Genomic DNA, 21,518 nt, shown 5'->3' with positions numbered 1-21,518 from the left:
CTTTGGCTGGAGGGATGATGCGGCGCGCCGGCTGGTTGGCGACAATGGTGGCATGCGGGGCGGTGCAGGGATCTGCGCTGCCGGCGCGCGCCGTGCCGGGTGCCGTGCAGGCCGAGGACGCGGCGGTGCAACTCGCGCGTGCCGAGGCAACGCTCGCGGCGACGCGCCGCTATTTCGCCAGCGACGACGGCACCGGCCTCTACCGCGAAGCCTGGCCCGCCCGCTCGCCCGATGGCGCGCATGCCGATGAATGGCCCTTCTCCCAGGTGCATATCGGTGTGCTCGACCTGAGCAACGTCCCGGGCGGCGCGCGCTTCGCGGCATTGCTGCAGGCGCACCGCGCGGCGCAGATGCGCTACTGGATCGATCGCAGCGCCACCGGGCTGCCTGGCTTCGCCTCGCGCGTCGGCCCGCCGCTCGGGCGCGGCGGCGATCTCTATTATGACGACAATGACTGGGTGGGGCTCGCCGCGATCCAGCATTGGCGGCTGCACCGCGACGCAGCCTCGCTCGACCTGGCCAAGGCGATCTTCGCGCTGGTCCGCGCTGCCTGGGACGACACTCCCGGCCGCCCCCATCCCGGCGGGCTGCTCTGGACGCAGCAGCCCGGCAACCGCGATCGCAACACCGTGTCGAACATGCCCGCCGCGCAGCTCGGCGTGCGGCTCTACCAGGCGACCGGCGACAAGGCCTATCTGGACGATGCGCTGCGTTTCTATGGCTGGGCGAACGACGCGCTGCAGCGGCCCGACGGGCTCTATCTCGATCATCTCGATGCCGCGGGCCGCGTCGATACGCGCGTGTTCAGCTACAACCAGGGCGTGCCGATCGGCGTCAACGTGCTGCTCTTCCAAGCGACCGGCGAGGCCAAATATCTCGCCGAGGCGGAGCGGATCGCCGAGGCGAGCTTCGCCCATTTCGTCACCGAAAAGCGGCTCGATCGCCACGCGATGCCGTTCAACGCGATCTGGTTCAAGAACCTGCTGCTGCTCGAATCGGTCACCGGCGGCACGCGCTACCGCGATGCGATGCGCGACTATGCCGGGCGGATGTGGCGCGACGGCCGCGACTCGCAGACCGGGCTGTTCGTCCGGCAGAGCACTCCGCATCGCGGCGAGACGCTGCTGATCGACCAGGGTGCGATGCTCCAGATCTTCGCCGTGCTCGCATGGGATCCCAAGGACTATGGCCATCTTTACTGATCGGGAGCGGCACGCATGAACATGGGGCTGCCCCTCACCGCGAGCGAGCATCCGGAGCTCGGCCGCAACCTCACCTATGGCCTGCTCGAACTGCTCGGGCGCGGGATCGTCACCGGCCAGTACGACCAGGACTTCCCCACCGAGGGCGAGCTCGCCAGGCAGTTCGGGGTCAGCCGCTCGGTGACGCGCGAAGCCGTGAAGATGCTCTGCGCCAAGGGGCTGGTCGACGGCCGCCCCAAGACCGGCACCTATGTGCTGCCCGACAAGAGCTGGAACCTGTTCGATACCGATGTGCTGCGCTGGCATGTCGATCGCGCGCCGCCGCTGCGGCTGCTGCTCGAGTTCAACGAGCTGCGCCGGGCGATCGAGCCCGAGGCGGCGGAGCTGGCGGCGATGCGCGCGGTGCCCGAGGAGATCGCACCGATCGGCGCCGCGCTCGAGCGGATGCGCGCCGCCGATCTAGGCCAGGAGGATCCGATCGCGGCGGAAGTGGCGTTCCACCTCGCGCTGCTCGATGCCTCGCGCAATCCGTTCTTCCGCCAGTTCCGCGCGATCCTGGCGGCGGTGCTGCCCGCCTCGGTGCGCTTCGTCCACCGCGTCTCGCAGCGGCCGACCGACATCGTCGGCCATGCCGTGGTCTATGAAGCGATCGCGGCGTACGAGCCCGATGCCGCGCGCAAGGCGATGCGCCAGCTGCTCGGCCACACCATCCGCACGCTGGAGCAGCTGCCCGGCGCGGCGTGACGCTCAGGCGACGAGCGGCTCGCTCTGGCCCTCGTTCGGCACCTTCCACAGCGCGCCCGGGGTCGGCAGCAGATAGTGGCTGAACGGCAGGATCGCCGCGCCCACCGCGGGTGCGTCGTCCGACAGCGCGGCGCGCGCGACCGGCGCGACCGTGGGCAGGAAGCCCGCCACCGCCTGCACCCGCGTGTTGATCCGCGCGGCGAGGCGGTCGAGCAGGACCAGCGGCAGCCGCCCGCCGAGCAGGATCGTCGCCGGGTTGATCAGGCAGTTGACCGCCTCGAGCGGTCCGGTGAGCCGGTCGGCGGCATCCTCGATCCAGGTGTCGATGCAGGCGGCGAGCGCCGGCGGCCATTCGCCCGCCTTGACTGCGTCGAGCCCGAAGCCCTGCGCGCCGAGCCGGTCGGCGAGCGCGGAGAGCGAGACGAGGGTCTGCACCTGCTCGCCGGGCATGTCCGCGCCGGCGCTGCGCATCAGCCCGATCTCGCCGCTGCGCCCGGTCGCGCCGCGCACATAATTGCCGTCGACGACCAGCCCGCCGCCCAGGCCCGCGGAGATCAGGATGTAGAAGAAGCTGTTGAACTGCTGGCCGAGGCCGAGCTGCATCTCGCCCATCGCGGCGGCGGCGGCGTCGTTCTCGGTGAAGACCGGCAGCGCGAACGGCTCGGCGAACAAATCGGCCAGGTTGACGTCCTCCCAGCTCGAATAGGCCTGGGGGCGGCCGGGCAGCTCGATCTTGCCGAGGTCGTCGGGCATCGCGATGCCGAGGCCGACGACGCTCTCGATCGACACGCCGGCGCGGCGCAGCATCGTCTTGATCGACTGGCGATAGAGCGTGCGCACGTCGCCGGGCAGCGCATAGTCCATGTCGCGCGAGACGCGCGCCACCGTCTGGCCGGCAAAGTCGACGAGCACGATCGTGATGTGGTCGCGGTCGATGTTGACGCCGATCGCGTGGCAGGCGTCGCGGCGGATGACGAGCTTGGTCGGCGGCTGGCCGCGCCCGCCGAGGCGCCGGCCGGCTTCCTCGATCAGCCCGTCCTGGAGCAGCCGCTTGGTGATGTTGGCGATCGCCGGCGCGGTGAGCCCGGTGATCTCGGCCAGCTCGACGCGGGTGAGCGAGCCCGAGACGCGGATCGCATGCAGCGTGACGCGCTGGTTGTGATCGGCCGCGCGCTCCAGGTTGGTGCCCGAGAGGCGGGGGCGGTCACGAGGGGCGGCGATCGTCATGCGGTTGGGTTCACCTCGGCGCGGGCGCGCAGGCGCGCGCCGCAAGTTGTTGTTGCAGGGCAGAAACCAGGATTGCCTACCCAATCCGCCCGATCGGCGCCAGTCCATGACCAGCCACTTCGGCGCGATCCGGCCATATCGCGCGCCCGAGGTGTCGGCCTGGACTCGGCTGATTCGGGGGCGGAAATGTAGATATGTGGCTGATTCAAAGAGGTTTTTGATCCTGGTTGCGCCGGCGTCCCGCCGTCGTTGACACCCTCGGATTTATCTTATAAACCTCATTAAATAATACAAACTTATTTAATAAGTAGGCCATGCCGCTCGGGGGCGGACAGTCGCGCAAGCCACTGAAAAATGGCCAAAGGGGAGAGAGAATGGCGAAAGCATTTATCCGTGCGAGCGCGTTGCTTGCCGCCTCGTCGCTGGCGCTCGCGGCGCATTCCGCCCATGCGCAGGACGCAGCGGGGCAGTCCGAGCCGGACACCAGGCGCGACGAGAATATCATCGTCACCGGCACCCGCGGCTCGCTCGAGAATGCCGAGAAGTTCAAGCGCGATTCCGATGTGCTGGTCGACGGCATCAGCGCCGACGATATCGGCGCGCTACCCGATGAATCGATCGCCGACTCGCTCGTCCGCATCCCCGGCCTGACCGCGAACGACGACGAGAACGGCTTCAGCGAAGTCTCGGTCCGCGGCCTCGGCCCCGATCTCGCCAACACCACCTATAACGGCCGCATCCTGCCCTCGACCCGGCTCGACAGCCGCCGTCTCGACCTGGGCGACCTGCCGACCGAGGGCGTCGCGCGCGCCTATGTCCAGAAGACCTCGGACGCCGGCACGATCGAAGGCGGCCTGGGCGGCACGATCGGCCTCGAATCGATCCACCCGCTCGAGACGCGCCGCAGCGGCTTCACCTTGGTCGCCCGCGGGATGACCGACGACGTCGCCCGTGCGCTCAAGGACGTCTATGGCTTCAAGCCCTGGGGCTACCGGACCGAGGCGAGCTATGTCGGCCACCTCGCCGACAATTTCGGCGTCGCGGTCAGCTATGCGCATGTCCGCCAGACCAATGCCGCGCCCTCGACCCAGCTGGTCAACCCGCGCACCCGCACCGGGCTCGACGCCGATGGCGACAAGCAGCTCGACATCGTCGCGGGCAATGCCGGCATCAACATGGGCTCGGGCACGCAGGTGCGCGATTCGGTGATCGCCACGGTGCAGTGGCGCCCGGCCTCATCGCTCACCGCGACGCTCGACGGCTATTATATCTCGAATGGCGGCCAGAGCTCGCCGATCAACTTCATCGCGACGACCAACGACACGGTCGCCACCCCGCCGACCAGCGTCGTCTCGCAGGACAGCCTGGTCCGCAAATATGTGGGCTACACCACGCTCTACCAGGAAACGGTCAACATCTCGGAGCAGCGGAGCCAGCAGATCCAGGGCGGCTTCAACCTGAAATGGGACAATGGCGGCCCGCTCCAGGCCGTGCTCGATCTTTCCTGGGCACGGGCCAAGGTGAGCGGCCACAATGCCAGCGCGATCATCAAGACGCGGCCGACCAACTATCCCAAGCCGACCGCCGCGACCCAGATCCGGCCGTTCGGATACGACACCACCGATCCGCACAACGTCATCTTCGATTTCGGCGCCCAGTCGCCCAGCGACTACATGCTGACCGAGATCGACGAGAACAATCCGTACCTGACCGACACCGCCAAGGCCGGGCGCCTCGACTTCAAATATGATCGCCCGCTCGGCTTCATCGGCTCGATGGAGTTCGGCGTCCGCGCGGACAACCGCGTCAAGGACAACCAGCCGGACGGCAACGCCTATACCTTCGGCGGCCTCGCCACCAATCCGGCGCTCGACGCGAGCTATCTGATCAGCCGGCCCCGGCCGCTGTCGGATGCGGCGCAGTGGCTCGGCGGCGCGAGCGCGGGCACGGTGCCGATCTTCGACCTCAACAAGCTGCGCGCCTTCGAAAACAGCGCGGTGGCGGCATATAATTCGATGCCGGTGAACGACGTCCGCGGCGACTCCACCGTCACCGAGGACACCTATGCGGCCTATTATCAGGCGAACATCGATGCCGGCCCGCTCAAGGGCAATATCGGCGTGCGCTGGTTCAAGACCGATGTGACGGTGGACGGCTTCGCGCTGGTCAACGCCACGGCGACGCCGGTCCCCGAGCAGGTCGCGCACAGCTATGATTTCTGGCTGCCCTCGCTCAACCTGCGCTATGCGTTCACCCGCACGCTGATCGGCCGCTTCTCGCTGAGCAAGACCGTGTCGCGCCCGATCTTCTCGGCGGTGCGCATCGGCTCGGCGATCGACTTCACCAAGGTCACTGCCGGCAGCACCGTTACGCGCGGCAATCCCGATCTCAAGCCCTACACGTCGAAGAACGTCGATCTCAGCGTCGAATGGTACCCGAACAAGGCGACGTCGTTCGCGGTTCAGGGCTTCTACAAGCAGGTCGACAACTTCATCACCGACGGCTCGCTCGACGGCGATCTGCAACTGCCCGACGGCTCGACGATCCCGGTGACCTTCACCACCAGCGTCAACGACCCGACGGTGCGCCACTTCTACGGCGTCGAGGTGATCGCACGCCGCGATTTCGACTTCCTGCCCGGCGTGCTGCGCAACCTCGGCGTGCGGTTCGACTATTCGCACAACTGGACCGATGCGACGCAGGACTATCAGACCACCAATGGCGGTCGGATCTACCTGACGCCGAACAACTTCACCAAGGAAACGATCAACGGCCAGCTCTATTATTCGAGCCGCGGCTTCGATCTGCGTTTCGCCTATCGCTATTACTCGCCCTACATGCGCGAGAATTCGAACGGTTATCAGAGCCGTCCGGGCGGCACGCTCGATGCGACGACGAGCATCACGCTGCAGCGCGGGCTGCGCCTGATCGGCTCGATCCGCAACCTCACCAAGACGCATATCTACTCGACCCAGGTCGATGCGCGCTTCCCGGACGCCTATGGCATCCCGCGCAACGTGATCTATTCGGGCCGCCAGTTCACGCTCGGCGTGCGGGCCCAGTTCTGACCAAGGAAAAGGCGGGCCGGCGGCTCGCCCGAGGATGGAGTGAAGCGTTGAACAGGACCCTGCTCGGATGCGCCGCGGCGCTGATCGCCCTGGTTGCCGCCGAGCCGGGCCTGGCCCAGCGCGCGCCGGCCACGCCGCCGGCCCCCGGCCATGTCTATACCAGCGACCTGATGACGCGCTGGGGCAGGGGTGTGACGCCCGACAATGCCTGGCGCAGCTATCCGCGCCCGCAGATGCAGCGCGGCAAATGGCTCAATCTCAACGGCCAATGGGACTATGCGATCCGGCCCAAGGCCGATCCGCGCCCCGATGCGATGGACGGCAAGATCCTCGTCCCCTTCGCGGTCGAGGCCAAGCTGTCGGGCGTGGCGCGCCATGTCGGGCCCGAGGACCGGATCTGGTACCGCCGCAGCTTCACGCTGCCCACCGATTGGCGGGGACAGGACGTGCTGCTCCATTTCGGCGCGGTCGATTATGAATCGCATGTCTTCGTCAACGGCAGCCTGGTCGGCTCGCACCGCGGCGGCTCGGACGCCTTCGAATTCGACGTCACCGACTATCTGAAGCCCGGCGCCAACAGCGTCGAGGTCCAGGTGCTCGACCCGACCTCGACCGGCATGCAGCCGCGCGGCAAGCAGCAGCTCGATCCCAAGTCGATCTGGTACACGCCGGTCAGCGGCATCTGGCAGACGGTGTGGCTCGAGCCGGTGCCGCGGCTGCGCATCCAGGACATGAAGATCACGCCCGATATCGACAAGGGCGTGCTCGCCGTCGCCGTCGCGCTCAACCACAGCGCCGGCGACGACGATGCCGTGCGGATCACCGCGTCGAGCAAGGGCAAGGCGGTGGCGACCACCATCGCCCGCGCCAATCGCCCGGCGGCGCTTGCGATCCCGAACGCGCATCTCTGGTCGCCCGACGATCCCTTCCTCTACGATCTCAAGGTCGAGCTGGTGAAGGTGGCGAACCCGTACAAGGCGCCCGAAGGCCAGCAGGGAGCGAAGCGCGAGCGCTGGCAGGAGCTGCAGACCCCGGCGGAAAGCGCGCGCTATGCGGCCGCCGCGGTGGCCGGCCCGGCGAGCGACACGGTCGACAGCTATTTCGCGATGCGCAAGAGCTCGATCGGCCCTGGCCGGATCGCCGGCCAGCCGCAGATGCTGCTCAACAACAAGCCGCTCTTCCAGAACGGCACGCTCGACCAGGGCTGGTGGCCTGACGGGCTGCTGACGCCGCCGTCCGAAGAGGCGATCCGCTGGGAGATCGGCTATCTCAAGAGCGCCGGCTTCAACATGCTGCGCAAGCACATCAAGGTCGAGCCCGCCCGATATTATTACGAGGCGGATCGCCAGGGCATCCTGATCTGGCAGGACATGCCCTCGGGCGAGGAGGACGATCTCCACGACCAGTTCCTGCGCGAGAAGTCGCAGCAGGAAGCGACGATGCCGCAGGATGTCACCAACGAGTTCGAATATGAGCTCACCCGGATGATCGCCGAGCTGCGCAACCACCCCGCGATCGTCACCTGGGTGGTCAACAACGAGGGCTGGGGGCAGTACGCCTCGACCCGGCTGGCGAAGATGGTCAAGGATCTCGATCCCAGCCGCGTGGTCAACAAGGTAAGCGGCTGGATGGATACCGGCGATGCCGGCTCGGACCTGTTCGACATCCACACCTATGAAGACGTGCCGCGCGTGCCGGCCGCCAATGGCAAGCGCGCGATCGTGATCGGCGAGTTCGGCGGCATCGGCCTGCCGGTCGAGGGGCATCTCTGGTTCGGCGGCGACAAGCGCAGCTGGGGATACCAGGGCGCCAAGGACGCCGCCGACTACGAGGCGCGCTATCGGCGCAAATATGCCGAGGTGATCCGCCAGGCCAAGGCGGTCGGGCTGAGCGCGGCGGTCTACACCCAGACCACCGATGTCGAGGGCGAGATCAACGGGCTGCTCACCTATGACCGCGAGGTCAGCAAATTGCCGGCGGAAACCTTCAAAAAGATCCACGCCCCGCTGTTTGACAAAGATTAGCGACAAGTTCGGGCTAGCGCAGGCCTCGACAATGAAAACAGTAACTTAGGGAGTAGAGGGATGAAGCGCATGCGTTCGATCGGCGGGGCCGCGCGGCTGCTCGCGGCGACGGCATTGGTGGCCGCGGGCACGGTCATGGCCGGCGCGGCGCAGGCCCAGTCGGCACCCGCCAAGGGCGCGCGCCAGCCCGATATCGTGCTGTTCATCGCCGACGATCTCAGCCGCGAGGATGTCGGCGCCTATGGCAGCCCCGATGCGCGCACGCCCAACATGGATGCGATGGCGCGCGAGGGCATGCGCTTCGACCGCGCCTTCGCCTCCTCGCCGACCTGCACCGTGTCGCGCTCGTCGATCCTCACCGGCGACTATCCGATCCGCCACGGCGCGCACGCCAATCACAGCGCGGTGCATGACGGCATCGAGACGCTGCCGATGTACCTCCAGAAGCTCGGCTACCGCGTGGTGATCGCGGGCAAGACCGATTTCGGCGAGCGCGCCAACTTCCCCTTCGAATATTTCCCCGAGTCGGTGATCGGCAAGGGGCTGAACGGCAAGCTGCAGACCGGCCCGATCGATCGGCTGCTGGCGACGCGCGACCGCTCGAAGCCGATCGCGCTGATCGTGGCGAGCTTCGCCTCGCACGTGCCCTGGCCCGACAATCAGGGCTATGACGCCAGGAAGCTCAGCGTGCCGCCCTATCTCTACGACACGCCCGAGCTACGCGAGGCGCGCACCCGCTACCTCACCAAGGTGACGCTGGCCGATACCGAGCTGGGCGCGGTGCGCAGGTCGATGGCGAAGTATGGCGATCCGAAGAACACGCTGTTCCTGTTCACCGCCGACCAGGGCGCGCAGTTCCCCTTCGCCAAGTGGAACCTCTACGACGCCGGCATCGCCACCCCGCTGCTCGCGGTGTGGCCGGGCCATGTCGCGGCGGGCAAGCGCAGCGATGCGCTGGTCTCGCTGGTCGACCTGCTGCCGACGATGGAAGAAGTCGCCGGCGGTCCGGCGCCCGCCGGGATCGACGGCAAGAGCCTGGTGCCGCTGCTCACCGGCAAGGCGGCGCGCGTCCGCGATTCGGTCTATGCCACGCACACCGGCGACGGCACCAACATCGCGCCGATGCGCACGATCCGCACCGACAAGTACAAGCTGATCGTCAACTATCATCCCGAGATCGAGTTCAGGAACGCGATCAGCGAGAACACCCAGAAGCGCGACAACGCCTATTGGCTGTCCTGGCTCGCGGCGGCGAAGACCGATCCCAGGGCGGCGGCGGTGGTCGACCATTTCCAGCACCGCAAGCCGGTCGAGCTCTACGACCTGCAGAAGGACCCGTACGAGCTGGACAATCTCGCCGGCCGGCCGGCCTATGCCGCGACCGAGAAGGAGCTGCGGACCCGGCTCGAGGCGTGGATGGTCAGCCAGGGCGAGGACCTGAACCACGTCGCGATGCCCAAGGACGCGACCAAGGGGCATTTCCCCTATGCGCAGGAGGAGCCGCTGAACAAGCGCGGCGCCGGCGCACCCACTGGAGAGGATGGCGAATGATGCGCAAGCGCGAGTTCCTGGGCGGCACCTTCCTGGCCGCCGCTGCCGCCGCTGTGATGCCGGCCAAGGCGAGCACGGCCAAGCCGGCGCTGCCCGCTTCGGCGAAGCGGATGAACGTGCTGATCATCACCGTCGACGACATGGACGTGTCGATGCCCGGTTACATGGGCAATACGCACGGGTTGACGCCGAACCTCGATGCGCTCGCCAAACGCGCGCATATCTTCGCCAATTGCCGCGGCGCCGCGCCGATCTGCATGCCCTCGCGCGAGGCGTTCATGAGTGGCCTAGTCCCCCACCGCAACGGCCCCGGCGGCTTCGATCCGATGTACGAGGGCACGCCTTCGCTCTGCTCGATCCTCACCCAGGCGGGCTGGTACAGCGCGGCGAGCCACAAGCTCGAGCACATGCAGCCGCGCAGCTCCTTCCCCTGGGACGACATGATCGGCGGCAGCGACCGCAACGTCCTCTCGCACGCCGCCGAGGTCCACCGCGCCGTCGGCAACGCCAAGGCGAAGGGCGCGCCCTTCTTCATCAACTGCAACGTCAACGATCCGCACCGTCCGTTCTACGGCAGCCCCGGCGGCCTCAAGAAGGACAACAACAACCAGGGCCCGTTCAAGATTCCGCGCGAGCTCGGCCCGGCCGATGTCGAGGTGCCGCCCTTCCTCGAGGACCTGCCCGAGATCCGCACCGAGCTCTCGCAATATTGGAACAGCGTCCAGCGCGCCGACATCGCGATCGGCCAGATCCTCAAGGCGCTCAGGGAGACCGGTGAGGAAGCCAACACGATCGTGCTGTTCTGCAACGATCACGGCATGCCCTTCCCCTTCTCCAAGGCGACCGGCTACGAGCATGGCACGCGCGTGCCGGCGCTGCTCCACTATCCCGGCATGGGCAAGCCGCAGCGCTTCGAGAATCTGTGCTGCAACGTCGACATCATGCCGACCATCCTCGAGCTGCTCGGCATGCCGGTGCCCAGGGGGATCGACGGCAAGTCGTGGCTGCCGCGGATGCGGGGCGAGAAGGTCGCCGATCCCGAGTTCGTCGTCACCTATGTCAACGGCGTGTCGAACGGGCTGCTCTTCCCGGTGCGCACGATCCAGGACCACCGCTATGCGCTGATCTACCAGATCTGGTCGGACGGCGAGCGCAAGCTGGCGGTGGATTCGCTCACCGGGCTCACCTTCAAGGCGCTGGTCCGCGCCGGCGAGAGCGATCCGCGGATCGCCGAGCGCGCGCGGCAATGCCATTTCGGCATCCCGATCTCCTTCTACGACAAGCAGGCCGATCCGGGCCAGCGCGTCAATCTGATCGACGCGCCCGAGCATGCCGCGCGGATCGCCCACATGCGCGACGCGCTGCTCGCCGAGATGGTGCGCACCAAGGATCCGCAGCTCGACAATGTCCGCACGATGATCGCCGGCGGCAAGCCGGTGGTGGTGCAGACCGGGCGCAAGGGTGCCGGCGAAGGCGAGGGGTCCGATGCCCCTTCCGCGGCTGCGCCCGGCGCTGAGCCTGCCCCCGCTGCCGACGCGCCGCCCGAAGGCCGCCGCCGTCGCCGCCGCGGCCGCCGCGCCGCCGGGGCACTGGCCGAGTAGGGGGAGTCCGGTCGATGCGCTTCATCACCCCCGCGCTGCTGCTTGCTGCTTCGCTCGCCGCGCCCGCTGCATGGGCGCAGGACAAGCCCGACGCCGCGATCACCGTCACCGGCAAGCAGCAGCCCCCGGTCAAGCAGGCCGAGCGCTTCGTCCGCCAGCTGGTCGCGCTGGACACCGGCCAGCTGGCGCGCTTCCTCGAGCCGGTCTGCCCGCTCGTGCTCGGCGTGCCCGCCGCCAAGGCCGATGCGATCGCCGATCGCCTGCGCCGCGATGCCGAGGGTGCGAAGGTGCGGCTCGGCGCGGCCGGGTGCGAGCCCAACCTGGTCCTGGTGATCGCCGCCGATGCCGACGGCTTCATCGCGATGATGCGCAAGCGCCACTCGACCTTTTTCGACGATCTCCAGGATGTCGACCTGCGCGATGCCTTCGCCAAGGGCCCGGTCCATGCCTGGCGGCTGATCGAGGAACGCGACGAGGATGGCGCCCCCAAGACCGCGCTCAGCGACAGCCACAGCAGCTCGGTGTTCGGCCAGCCGACCCAGGCCGCGACGGTCAACGCCGTGGTCGTGCTCGACAAGCGGGTAGTGCTCGACAAGACGATCGCCCAGATCGCCGACTATGTCGTGATGCGCACGCTCGCCGGCGCGCATCCGCCCAGGGACGGCGCCGCGGTCAATACCATCCTGACGTTGTTCGATCCCCAGGCCGGCGCTCCGCCCAGGGCGATGACCGAGATGGACGCGCGGCTGCTCGCGGGCCTCTATGCGATCGAGGGCACCGGCTATGCCACCGGCCAGGCGCACCAGATCTCGCGCGCGATGGCGAAGCCCGGCAATTGAAAGACCGGGCGGTGTCGCCACCGCCCGGTCTTTCCGTTTCCCTTGCTGTCAGGCCGCTTCAGACGTCGAGGTTGGCCACGCTCAGCGCATTGTCCTGGATGAACTCGCGCCGCGGCTCGACCACGTCGCCCATCAGGCGAGTGAAGATCTCGTCCGCGACATCGGCCTGGTCGACCTGCACCACCAGCATCGAGCGGTTGGTCGGGTCGAGCGTGGTCTCCCACAGCTGCTCGGCATTCATCTCGCCCAGGCCCTTGTAGCGCTGGATCGCCAGGCCCTTGCGGCCGAACGCCAGGATCGCGTCGAGCAGCTGGCTCGGGCGCGAGACCAGCGCCTCGCCCTTGCCGGCGACGACCGGCACATCCTCTTCGCCCTCGGTCGGGGCCGGCGCCTCGGCGGCTTCGGCCGCGGCGGTCGCCTTGGACGAGACCAGCTTGGAGGGCAGCAGATATTGCGCGCTCTGCTCCGCGGCGAGCGCGTGCAGCTTGCGCGCCTCGGCCGAGACCAGGAAGTTCGCCTCGACGATGTGGTGATCGGTCACGCCGCGCCACAGCCGCTCGAAATGATAGCCGCCATCCTCGGTGATCCGGGCCGACCAGCGCGCATCGGCATCGGCCGCGTCGAGCCGGGTGACGACGGTGGTCAGGCTCGCGGCGCGCTGCTCGCGGCTGGCATTCGGGTCGAAGCCGTTGCCGAGCGCCAGCGCCTCGACGATCATCGGATCGTAGCGGCGCGGCACATAGCGCATCAGGGTCCGCATGCGCCGGGCATGCTCGACCAGCTCGCGCAGCTCCTCGCCGCCGCGCTGCGTGCCCTGCGTATCGAGCACGGTGCCGCCCACGCCGGCATCGACCAGATACTGGTCGAGCGCCGCGTCGTCCTTGAGGTACACTTCGCTGCGGCCCTTCGACGCTTTGTAGAGCGGCGGCTGGGCGATGTAGAGGTGCCCGGCCGCGATGATCTCGGGCATCTGGCGGTAGAAGAAGGTCAGCAGCAGCGTGCGGATGTGCGCGCCGTCCACGTCGGCGTCCGTCATGATGACGATCTTGTGGTAGCGCAGCTTCTCGATATTGAAATCGTCGCGGATGCCGGTGCCGAGCGCGGTGATGATCGTGCCGATCTCGCGGCTCGCCAGCATCCGGTCGAAGCGGGCGCGCTCGACGTTGAGGATCTTGCCGCGCAGCGGCAGGATCGCCTGGAAATGGCGGTCGCGGCCCTGCTTGGCCGAGCCGCCGGCCGAGTCACCCTCGACGAAGAACAGCTCGGACTTGGCGGGATCGCGCTCCTGGCAGTCGGCGAGCTTGCCGGGCAGGCTGGCGATATCGAGCACGCCCTTGCGCCGGGTCAGCTCGCGCGCCTTCTTGGCGGCCTCGCGCGCCGCCGCCGCGTCGATCACCTTCTGGATGATCATCTTGGCGTTGGCGGGGTTCTCCTCGAGCCACTCGGCCAGCTTGTCGGCCATCAGGCTCTCGAGCGGCTGGCGCACTTCGGACGAGACCAGCTTGTCCTTGGTCTGCGAGCTGAACTTGGGGTCGGGCAGCTTGACCGAGACGATCGCGGTGAGCCCCTCGCGCATGTCGTCGCCGGTGAGGCTGACCTTTTCCTTCTTCAGCATGCCGCTCTTGTCGGCATAGCCGTTGATCGTGCGGGTCAGCGCCGCGCGGAACGCCGCCAGGTGCGTGCCGCCGTCGCGCTGCGGGATGTTGTTGGTGAAGCAGAGGACGTTTTCGTAGTAGGAATCATTCCACTCCAGCGCGACGTCGATCGTCACGTCGTCGCGGGTGCCGGCGATCGCCACGGGATCGGGCATCAGCGCGACCTTGTTGCGATCGAGATACTTCACGAACGCCGCAATGCCGCCCTCGTAATAGAGCTCGACTTCCTTGACCTCCTCGTGCCGCGCGTCGCGCAGGAACAGGCGGACGCCCGAGTTGAGGAACGCCAGCTCGCGGTAGCGATGCTCGAGCTTCTCGAAGTCATATTCGATCTGGTTCTTGAAGGTGCCGCCGTCGCCGGGGGTCTTCTCGGTCGAGGCGAGGAAGGTCACGCGCGTGCCCTTCTTGCCCTCCGGCGCCGTGCCGATCACCTTGAGCGGGGCAACCGCGTCGCCATAGGCGAAGCGCATCCAATGCTCCTCGCCGTCGCGCCAGATGTTGAGGTCGAGCCACTCGGAGAGCGCGTTGACCACCGACACGCCGACGCCGTGCAGGCCGCCCGAGACCTTGTAGGCATTGTCGTCGCTGGTGTTCTCGAACTTGCCGCCGGCATGGAGCTGGGTCATGATGACCTCGGCTGCCGACACGCCTTCCTCGGAGTGGATGCCGGTCGGGATGCCGCGGCCATTGTCCTCGACGCTGACCGAGCCGTCCGGATTGAGCTGGATGATGATCTTGTCGCAGTGGCCGGCCAGCGCCTCGTCGATCGCGTTGTCCGAGACCTCGAACACCATGTGGTGGAGGCCCGAACCGTCATCGGTGTCGCCGATATACATGCCGGGGCGCTTGCGCACTGCGTCCAGGCCCTTGAGGACCTTGATCGAGTCTGCGCCGTAAGCGTTCGCGTTGGGGGTGTTTTCGGGAGTCGTGTCGTCAGTGCTTGCCATGCCAAGCATATAGGGTCGCCGCCCGCGAAACGGAAGCAAAATAGGGGCGCGCAGGCCCCTCGAAATGCCCCCTATTGGCGCGCGCGGCTTAAGGTGCTTCACTCCGCGTCGCACCAGGGGAGGACGCAGCATGAAGACGTGGATCACGGCACTGGCGGGCTTCGGCCTGGCCGCATCGGCATTGCCCGCGGCGGCGCAGGATCTGCGCCCCGATCAGGCGAAGTTCTTCGAACTCTACAAGGAGCTGGTCGAGACCAACACGGTGGTCAATGTCGGCAGCTGCACCCAGGCGGCGCAACAGATTGCCGTGCGGCTCAAGGCGGCGGGGTTCACCGACGCGCAGCTGATTCCCTTCGCCGTCCCCGATCATCCCAACGATGGCGGGCTGGTCGCGATCTATCCGGGCACTTCCAAGACCGCGAAGCCGATCCTGTTGCTCGCGCATATCGACGTGGTCGCCGCCAAGCGCGAGGATTGGGTGCGCGATCCGTTCAAGCTGGTCGAGGAGAAGGGCTATTATTACGCCCGCGGTACCGTCGACGACAAGGCGATGGCCGCGATCTGGGCCGACACGCTGATCCGCTTCCGCCAGTCGGGCTACAAGCCCAGGCGCACGATCAAGCTGGCGCTGACCTGCGGCGAGGAGACGACCTGGGCGTTCAACGGCGCCGAATGGCTCGCGAACAACAAGCGCGACCTGATCGATGCCGAATTCGCGCTCAACGAAGGTGGCGGCGGGCGCAGCAACGGCCATGGCGGCGTCGAGGTGCAGACGATGCAGGTCGGCGAGAAGGCCGTGCAGAACTGGCGGATCGAGACGGTCAATCCCGGCGGGCACAGCTCGATCCCAGTGCGCGACAATGCGATCTACGAGCTGGCCAATGCGCTGGTGAAGATCCGCGAGCATGAATTCCCGGCCGAGCTGTCGGACACGACGCGCGTCTTCTTTGCCAAGGCGGGCGCGGCACGCGGCGGCGCAATGGGCGCCGCGATGGTCGCGATCGCCAGGGATCCGGGCGACAAGGCGGCCGAGGCGCTGCTCAACACCGATCGCAGCTTCCATTCGATGCTGCGCACCACCTGCGTCGCCACGCTGGTCGAGGGCGGCCATGCGAACAACGCGCTGCCCCAGCATGCCGAGGCGAACATCAATTGCCGCATATTCCCCGGCCATCCGATCGAACAGGTCCAGGCCGAGCTGGTCGCGGCGATCGGCGATGCCAAGGTCAAGATCACCCCCGTCCCGCCGATCCGCCCGCTGGCCAAGGCGCCGCCGCTCGATCCCAGGGTCATCGCGCCGGCCGAGACGCTCTCGGCGAAATATTTCCCCGGCGTGCCGGTGCTGCCGACCATGTCGACCGGCGCCACCGACGGCATCTTCCTCGAAGCGGTCGGCATCCCGACCTATGGCGTGCCGGGCATGTGGCTCGATCCCGATCTCAACGGCATCCACGGGCTGAACGAGCGGATGGAGATCAAGTCGCTCTACACCGGCCGCGACTATCTGTTCGACCTGGTCAAGGCGTATGCGGACCAGAAATAGCGGGGCCATTCGCTTCTAAACTCCCCTCCCTGCAAGGGAGGGGGCAGGGGTGGGTTGGAAAAAGTCGGGCTCGATGCCCGGCTTTTTCTTGGTTGGTGGCAGGGCTCGCTTCGCATGCAGGCCTATTCGGCAGAGACGATCCCCTCCGCCACCCGGTACCGCGTCGCTCCCCCGGGTACCGCCTCGAACAGCGCCGGCTCGGTCCCCGTCATCCATACCTGCCCGCGCCCCTCCAGCCGCGCGAACAAGGCCGCGCGGCGGCCCGGATCGAGATGCGCGGCGACTTCGTCGAGCAGCAGGATCGGCGCCCGCCCGGCGCGCTCGGCGACCAGTTCGGCATGGGCGAGGACGAGCCCGAGCAGCAGCGCTTTTTGCTCACCGGTCGAGCAGAGATGCGCGGGCTGGCCCTTGCCCAGATGCGTGACCAGCAGGTCTGCCCGGTGCGGCCCGCTCAGCGTGCGCCCTGCAGCGGCATCGCGCCGGCGGCCGGCGGCGAGCTCGCGCGCCAGCGTCCGGGCATCGCCCTGCCAGCCTTCAAGCGCGAGTCCTGCGCGGGCGAACGGTCCCTCAGGCTGCGCCGCCAGCCGCTCGGCGAGCGCGGAAACCATGTCACGCCGCGCCGCATCGATCGCGGCGCCATGTTCGGCCATCCGCGCTTCGAGCGCGGTCAGCCAGTCGGGATCGGGCGCGCCGTCGTCCGCGAGCAGCCGGTTGCGCTCGCGCATCGCCGCTTCGTAGCGCGTCGAATGGTGCGCATGCCCGGGTTCCAGCGCCAGCGTCAGCCGGTCAAGGAAGCGCCGCCGCTCGCCCGCGGCATCGACGAACAGCCGGTCCATCGCCGGGGTCAGCCACAGCACGCTCACCCATTCGGCCAGCGTCGTCGCCGCCGCGGTCGCGCCGTTGATCCGCACCTGCCGCCGCTCGGGCGCATCGGCCTGGGTGCCGGTGCCCAGGTCGACGTCTCCCAGCCGCGCCGCCACCCCGAACCCGCCCTTGCCGCCCTGCCGCGCCATCTCGGCCAGTGGCGCGCGGCGTAGGCCGCGGCCGGGGGCGAGCAGCGACAGCGCCTCGAGCACATTGGTCTTGCCCGCGCCATTCTCGCCGCTCAGCACCACGAAGCCCGGCCCGGGTGCGAGCACGGCGTCCTGATGGTTGCGGAAGTCGGTTAGCACGAGGCGGGACACTGCCATTTCCCGCCGATAGCCGATCCTGCGCCGCCGCACTATTGCCGCCGCGCGCGAACTCGCGGATGATCGTGCCGATTCAAAGGGGGAAGAACCGAATGTTGCGTACCAAGCTGCTCTTCGCCGCGCTGCTCGCGCTGCTGCCGATGCCCGCGCTCGCCGACATCACCGCGCACTACACCGCCGGCGGCAAGGAGCTGGTCGTCGAGGCCGACCAGGCCGGCAATTCGCGGCTCGACGTCGCCGGCAAGTTCGCGATCATCCACCGCGAGGGCACCGACTATGTCGTGATCGACGACAAGGATGGCCCCAAGGTCTTCGAGCTCGCCGAGATGGCGAGCCTGATCAAGGGATTCATCCCCAAGGGCGGCGATCCCAAGGCGGCGGAGATGCGCTTCGGCCTCGCGCCGGGTGCCGCCGTCGCCATCGCCGGCCAGCAGGGCGCGACCTGGAACCTGATGATGGTGCAGGGCGACGAGGCGTCGCAGAAGCGGCATGTCGAGATAGTGGTCGCCGCCGATCCCGCGCTCGCCCCGGTCGGCGACGTGTTCCGCCGCGCGATCGCGATCGCCGCCGATTTCTTCGGCCAGATGTTCCCCGCCGAGACCGGCTTCTCGGCCCGGCTGACCGAGCTGTTCGCCAAGGGCACGCCGCTGCGCATCACCCCCGTCGACGAGGCCGCCGCCAAGCCCGAGGCGCCGCTGATCGAGTTCAAGGCGTTCGACACCGCCAGGATCGATCCCAAGCATTTCGAGCTGCCCGCGCCGGTCACCTCGGCGGACGAGCTGTTCAGCGCGATGGACGGCATGATGAAGCCGGGCGGCGGCAAGATCCAGACGCTGCCCTGAGGTGGGCAGGGGCAGGCGTAACTAGATTCCCTTGAGCCCGGCCTCGGCCAGGCTCGCCTGCGCGATCCGGTATTTGGCCGGGTCGCCGATAGCCAGCCGGCGGCGGACCTGGTCGAGCGGCTCGGCGAGCAGCGTCTCGTAATCCTCGCCGTGCAGCCAGCCGGCCCGCTTGCCATGGGCATAGCCCTCGACCACCGCGCGGAAGAAATCGAGCTTGCGAGTGATGCGCAGGCTCTTCAGCGCCGCGCCCGCCGCGATGAAGCCCCAGCCCAGCCCGCCGGTCTGCGCGAAGGAGAAGGCGACCAGGCAGGCCTCGCCGAGATGCTCGTCGGCCTTGTAGCCGGTGATCACGTGCCACAAATCGTGGATGTCGCGCTCGCGCCGGCCCATCCAGGCATAGGGATGCTCGACATCGACATTCTGGAACGCGCCCTCGGCCATGCTGACCGCGACGAGCCCGTCGGCCGAGAAGCCGGTCGAATCGAGGAACTCGCGATAGGCCGCGCCCACCGTGCCCGCGGCGAAGCCGTCGATCCAGGCACGGTCCGAAAGCCGCTCGGCCATCTCGACATGCTTGAACGCGATGCGCCCGCCGCCCGGCAGCGTCAGCAGCTTGCGATAGTTGCGCTGGGTCACGTCGCCGTTCAGCGCGCGCATGATCCGGAACACCTGCTCGGTATCGTCGCCATTGGCGAGCAGCCGCCCCAGCGCGCGGAACGCCGTGCCCCATTCCCGCTTCATCGGGATGCCGGGGTTGAAGGTCTGCGGCGCGGGTTGCGTGGCCATTCTGGTCGAATCCCTTACTGACAATAGTGTCAATATAGGAGCCGGGTCAGGAAATCAACTCCGGTAAGCGCACATCCCTTCTCCCCTCCCTGCAAGGGAGGGGCCGGGGGTGGGTTGCGAGCGTTTGCGAGCCCGGCGACCGGTCGGCAAAAAGAAAAGGCCGGGCATCGAGCCCGACCTTTTCTAACCCAAGGCCCTCCCTTGCAGGGAGGGGAACCTCAAACCCGCATCGGCATCAGCACGTACAGCGCCGGCGACTTGTCGTTCTCGCGGATCAGCGTCGGCGCCGCGGCGTCGGCCAGGTGGACCTCCACCGAATCGCCTTCGATCTGGTTGAGGATGTCCATCAGATAGCGGCTGTTGAAGCCGATCTCGAAGGGCATCGCGGCATAGTCGCCCGGCACTTCCTCGGCCGCCGCGCCATTCTCCGGGCTGGTCACCGAGAGGATGATCTTGTCGCGGTCGAGCGCCATCTTCACCGCGCGCGTCTTCTCGGTCGCGATCGTCGAGACGCGGTCGACGCCTTCCATGAAGCTCTTCGGGTCGAGCTTGAGCAGCTTGTCGTTGCCCGTCGGAATCACGCGCGTGTAATCCGGGAAGGTGCCGTCGATCAGCTTCGAGGTCAGGATCGCCTGGCCCAGGTCGAAGCGAATCTTCGAGTTGGACAGCGACACGCCGATCGAGCCGTCGACCTCGTCGAGCAGCTTGCGCAGCTCGCCCACGCACTTGCGCGGAATGATCACGCCCGGCATCGAATCGGCGCCGTCGGGGCGCGCCACGGTGACGCGGGCGAGGCGGTGGCCGTCGGTCGCGGCGGCGCGCAGCACCGGGGCGGTCTCCTCGGTCACGTGCAGATAGATGCCGTTGAGATAATAGCGCGTCTCTTCGGTCGAGATCGCGAAGCGGGTCTTGTCGATGATCTGCTTGAGCGTCTCGGCCGGCAGCTCGAACGTCGTCGGCAGCTCGCCCTCGGCGATCATCGGGAAATCGTCGCGCGGCAGCGTCGATAGCGTGAAGCGCGCGCGCCCGGCATTGACCGTGATCCGGCCCTCGGCCGCGGTCAGCTCGACCTGCGAGCCCTCGGGCAGCTTGCGCACGATGTCGAACAGCGTGTGCGCCGGCACGGTGACCGAGCCGGGCTGGTCCACCGCTGCCGCGATCGTCTCGTCGATCTGCAGGTCGAGGTCGGTCGCCATCAGCCGCATCGTGCCGCCCGACTGTGCCTCGATCAGCACGTTGGACAGGATGGGGATCGTGTTGCGCCGCTCGACCACGGACTGGACGTGGCTGAGGCCCCTCAAAAGAGTTGCGCGTTCGATCGTCGCCTTCATCAAGAACCCCCGGGGCTATGTGCCCGAATCCAACCCGGTACCGGGACCAATCCGACGCTTACCCTTAACGGCAAAAAGGGCCGGAGCAAGCGCCCCGGCCCTCTCTATGCACACCAAAATGATGCGCTGCAGCCAGTTTAGAAGCGGAAGCCGACGCCCGCCACGATCTGGTGGCGGTCGGTATCGACGTTGAACTGGTTGGTCGTCGCGCCATTGGCATATTCGAAATTCGCGTCCTTGTAGTTGGAATAGCGATATTCGAGCTTGGCGTAGGTGTTGCTGCCGATCGACTTCTCGACGCCGGCGCCGACGCGCCAGCCGTCAAGGTTGTAGCGGTCCTCGAGCCTGGAGGTGCCGTCCGATGCCAGCAGGTTGAGCTGGGCATTGGTGTAGCCGGCCTTGGCGTAGATCTTGGTGCTCGGGCTCGCCATGAAGCCGACGCGGCCGCCGACATAGAGGTCGCGGCCGGTCTTCACCTGGCCATAGCCGAAGTCGTTGGGATCGGGCGTGTCGTAGCGCACCTTGCCGGTCGCCTTGCTGGCCTCGCCCTCGATGCCGATGAACGCCTTGTCGCCGAGCGGAATGTCATAGCCGGCCTCGACACCGTAGAGGAAACCCTCGGTGCTCTGGTCGTCGCCGCGCAGGTCCGAATCCTCGGTGCTGCCGGGGCGCAGGATGTCGAGGCCGCCGATCACGCCGACATGGAAGCCGCCGTTGGACGGGGTCGAATCCTGGGCGAAGGCGGGCGCCGCGACGGCCGTGGAAGCGGCGAGGGCGGCGACGAATACAAGCTTACGCATAACTACTCCTTGGGTACTGGCCCGCGAACAGGCAGGCGGACGGCTCAACCGGGCGGGGGAGTCGGAAGTTTCATGAACCTCAGATAAACAGCTGATTCCGTTGCTCTTTTGTCACAGGTAACGCTACGGAACGGGCAGCCGTCGCGCACGATGCACTGCTCATCGAGA

Annotated in this window: 15 protein-coding genes; 9 read left to right on the top strand and 6 right to left on the bottom strand. The window is 67.6% G+C overall.

Annotation, left to right across the window (positions count from 1 at the left end; genetic code table 11):
* Nucleotides 1-44 precede the first annotated feature (44 nt).
* Nucleotides 45-1,202, top strand: coding sequence for a glycoside hydrolase family 76 protein (locus tag ABLE38_RS07105; protein WP_348973458.1), 1,158 nt, complete (start codon nucleotides 45-47; stop codon nucleotides 1,200-1,202).
* A 15-nt stretch (nucleotides 1,203-1,217) separates the two neighbouring features.
* Nucleotides 1,218-1,946: a FadR/GntR family transcriptional regulator gene (locus ABLE38_RS07100; RefSeq protein ID WP_348973457.1), complete on the top strand. Its 729-nt coding sequence runs from the start codon at nucleotides 1,218-1,220 to the stop codon at nucleotides 1,944-1,946.
* Between the two features lie 3 nt (nucleotides 1,947-1,949).
* On the opposite strand, the gene ABLE38_RS07095 is transcribed toward ABLE38_RS07100, so the two are convergent.
* Complete coding sequence (locus ABLE38_RS07095; protein WP_348973456.1) at nucleotides 1,950-3,173, bottom strand: ROK family transcriptional regulator; 1,224 nt, start codon at nucleotides 3,171-3,173, stop codon at nucleotides 1,950-1,952.
* 374 nt (nucleotides 3,174-3,547) lie between these two features.
* Here ABLE38_RS07095 and ABLE38_RS07090 point away from each other — a divergent pair, with 374 nt between their 5' ends.
* The 5 genes from ABLE38_RS07090 to ABLE38_RS07070 are packed head-to-tail and all read left to right on the top strand — an operon-like array spanning nucleotide 3,548 to nucleotide 12,256.
* Nucleotides 3,548-6,241 carry a TonB-dependent receptor gene (locus ABLE38_RS07090; protein ID WP_348973455.1) on the top strand — a complete coding sequence of 898 codons (2,694 nt, stop codon included), beginning with the start codon at nucleotides 3,548-3,550 and terminating at the stop codon, nucleotides 6,239-6,241.
* Between the two features lie 47 nt (nucleotides 6,242-6,288).
* Nucleotides 6,289-8,265 (top strand): sugar-binding domain-containing protein, encoded by a 1,977-nt coding sequence (locus tag ABLE38_RS07085; protein ID WP_348973454.1) that lies wholly within the window; start codon nucleotides 6,289-6,291, stop codon nucleotides 8,263-8,265.
* 60 nt (nucleotides 8,266-8,325) lie between these two features.
* Entirely contained in the window at nucleotides 8,326-9,816 is a 1,491-nt protein-coding gene (locus ABLE38_RS07080; protein WP_348973453.1) for a sulfatase, read from the top strand.
* Nucleotides 9,813-11,417, top strand: a complete 1,605-nt coding sequence (locus tag ABLE38_RS07075; protein WP_348973452.1) for a sulfatase — start codon at nucleotides 9,813-9,815, stop codon at nucleotides 11,415-11,417. Before ABLE38_RS07080 ends, ABLE38_RS07075 begins: the two co-directional genes overlap by 4 nt.
* A 14-nt stretch (nucleotides 11,418-11,431) precedes the next feature.
* Nucleotides 11,432-12,256, top strand: a complete 825-nt coding sequence (locus ABLE38_RS07070; protein ID WP_348973451.1) for a hypothetical protein — start codon at nucleotides 11,432-11,434, stop codon at nucleotides 12,254-12,256.
* Nucleotides 12,257-12,314: 58 nt separating this feature from the next.
* Here ABLE38_RS07070 and gyrB read toward each other — a convergent pair whose 3' ends face one another.
* Entirely contained in the window at nucleotides 12,315-14,867 is a 2,553-nt protein-coding gene (gene gyrB / locus ABLE38_RS07065) for a DNA topoisomerase (ATP-hydrolyzing) subunit B (RefSeq protein WP_348973450.1), read from the bottom strand.
* A gap of 121 nt (nucleotides 14,868-14,988) precedes the next feature.
* On the opposite strand from gyrB, the gene ABLE38_RS07060 reads away from it, so the two are divergent.
* Nucleotides 14,989-16,401 (top strand): M20/M25/M40 family metallo-hydrolase, encoded by a 1,413-nt coding sequence (locus ABLE38_RS07060; protein WP_348973449.1) that lies wholly within the window; start codon nucleotides 14,989-14,991, stop codon nucleotides 16,399-16,401.
* Between the two features lie 122 nt (nucleotides 16,402-16,523).
* On the opposite strand, the gene recF is transcribed toward ABLE38_RS07060, so the two are convergent.
* On the bottom strand, nucleotides 16,524-17,591 hold the full coding sequence (gene recF, locus ABLE38_RS07055) for a DNA replication/repair protein RecF (RefSeq protein ID WP_348973448.1): 1,068 nt from the start codon (nucleotides 17,589-17,591) through the stop codon (nucleotides 16,524-16,526).
* A gap of 92 nt (nucleotides 17,592-17,683) precedes the next feature.
* Between recF and ABLE38_RS07050 the strand changes: the two genes are divergently transcribed.
* Entirely contained in the window at nucleotides 17,684-18,433 is a 750-nt protein-coding gene (locus tag ABLE38_RS07050) for a hypothetical protein (protein WP_348973447.1), read from the top strand.
* A 21-nt stretch (nucleotides 18,434-18,454) separates the two neighbouring features.
* On the opposite strand, the gene ABLE38_RS07045 is transcribed toward ABLE38_RS07050, so the two are convergent.
* The 3 genes from ABLE38_RS07045 to ABLE38_RS07035 form a co-directional block, all read right to left on the bottom strand.
* Nucleotides 18,455-19,219: a Coq4 family protein gene (locus ABLE38_RS07045; protein ID WP_348973446.1), complete on the bottom strand. Its 765-nt coding sequence runs from the start codon at nucleotides 19,217-19,219 to the stop codon at nucleotides 18,455-18,457.
* Between the two features lie 218 nt (nucleotides 19,220-19,437).
* The gene (dnaN, locus tag ABLE38_RS07040) at nucleotides 19,438-20,550 is read right to left on the bottom strand and encodes a DNA polymerase III subunit beta (RefSeq protein ID WP_348973445.1); all 1,113 of its coding nucleotides are present in this window, start codon (nucleotides 20,548-20,550) and stop codon (nucleotides 19,438-19,440) included.
* Between the two features lie 137 nt (nucleotides 20,551-20,687).
* Nucleotides 20,688-21,350, bottom strand: a complete 663-nt coding sequence (locus tag ABLE38_RS07035) for an outer membrane beta-barrel protein (protein WP_348973444.1) — start codon at nucleotides 21,348-21,350, stop codon at nucleotides 20,688-20,690.
* Nucleotides 21,351-21,518: the final 168 nt, after the last annotated feature.

Source organism: Sphingomonas sp. KR3-1 (assembly GCF_040049295.1).
Lineage (GTDB): Bacteria > Pseudomonadota > Alphaproteobacteria > Sphingomonadales > Sphingomonadaceae > Sphingomonas.
Note: the sequence above shows the minus strand (reverse complement) of the source record. Positions and strands in the feature narration are given on the sequence as shown.

What these genes read in the sequence shown, in the direction of transcription:
- recF (WP_348973448.1), bottom strand. Translation starts at nt 17,591, where the DNA reads ATGGCAGTGTCCCGCCTCGTGCTAACCGACTTCCGCAACCATCAGGAC.
- ABLE38_RS07080 (WP_348973453.1), top strand. Translation starts at nt 8,326, where the DNA reads ATGAAGCGCATGCGTTCGATCGGCGGGGCCGCGCGGCTGCTCGCGGCG.
- ABLE38_RS07100 (WP_348973457.1), top strand. Translation starts at nt 1,218, where the DNA reads ATGAACATGGGGCTGCCCCTCACCGCGAGCGAGCATCCGGAGCTCGGC.
- gyrB (WP_348973450.1), bottom strand. Translation starts at nt 14,867, where the DNA reads ATGCTTGGCATGGCAAGCACTGACGACACGACTCCCGAAAACACCCCC.
- ABLE38_RS07050 (WP_348973447.1), top strand. Translation starts at nt 17,684, where the DNA reads ATGTTGCGTACCAAGCTGCTCTTCGCCGCGCTGCTCGCGCTGCTGCCG.
- ABLE38_RS07095 (WP_348973456.1), bottom strand. Translation starts at nt 3,173, where the DNA reads ATGACGATCGCCGCCCCTCGTGACCGCCCCCGCCTCTCGGGCACCAAC.
- ABLE38_RS07045 (WP_348973446.1), bottom strand. Translation starts at nt 19,219, where the DNA reads ATGGCCACGCAACCCGCGCCGCAGACCTTCAACCCCGGCATCCCGATG.
- dnaN (WP_348973445.1), bottom strand. Translation starts at nt 20,550, where the DNA reads ATGAAGGCGACGATCGAACGCGCAACTCTTTTGAGGGGCCTCAGCCAC.
- ABLE38_RS07090 (WP_348973455.1), top strand. Translation starts at nt 3,548, where the DNA reads ATGGCGAAAGCATTTATCCGTGCGAGCGCGTTGCTTGCCGCCTCGTCG.
- ABLE38_RS07070 (WP_348973451.1), top strand. Translation starts at nt 11,432, where the DNA reads ATGCGCTTCATCACCCCCGCGCTGCTGCTTGCTGCTTCGCTCGCCGCG.
- ABLE38_RS07105 (WP_348973458.1), top strand. Translation starts at nt 45, where the DNA reads ATGGTGGCATGCGGGGCGGTGCAGGGATCTGCGCTGCCGGCGCGCGCC.
- ABLE38_RS07060 (WP_348973449.1), top strand. Translation starts at nt 14,989, where the DNA reads ATGAAGACGTGGATCACGGCACTGGCGGGCTTCGGCCTGGCCGCATCG.
- ABLE38_RS07035 (WP_348973444.1), bottom strand. Translation starts at nt 21,350, where the DNA reads ATGCGTAAGCTTGTATTCGTCGCCGCCCTCGCCGCTTCCACGGCCGTC.
- ABLE38_RS07075 (WP_348973452.1), top strand. Translation starts at nt 9,813, where the DNA reads ATGATGCGCAAGCGCGAGTTCCTGGGCGGCACCTTCCTGGCCGCCGCT.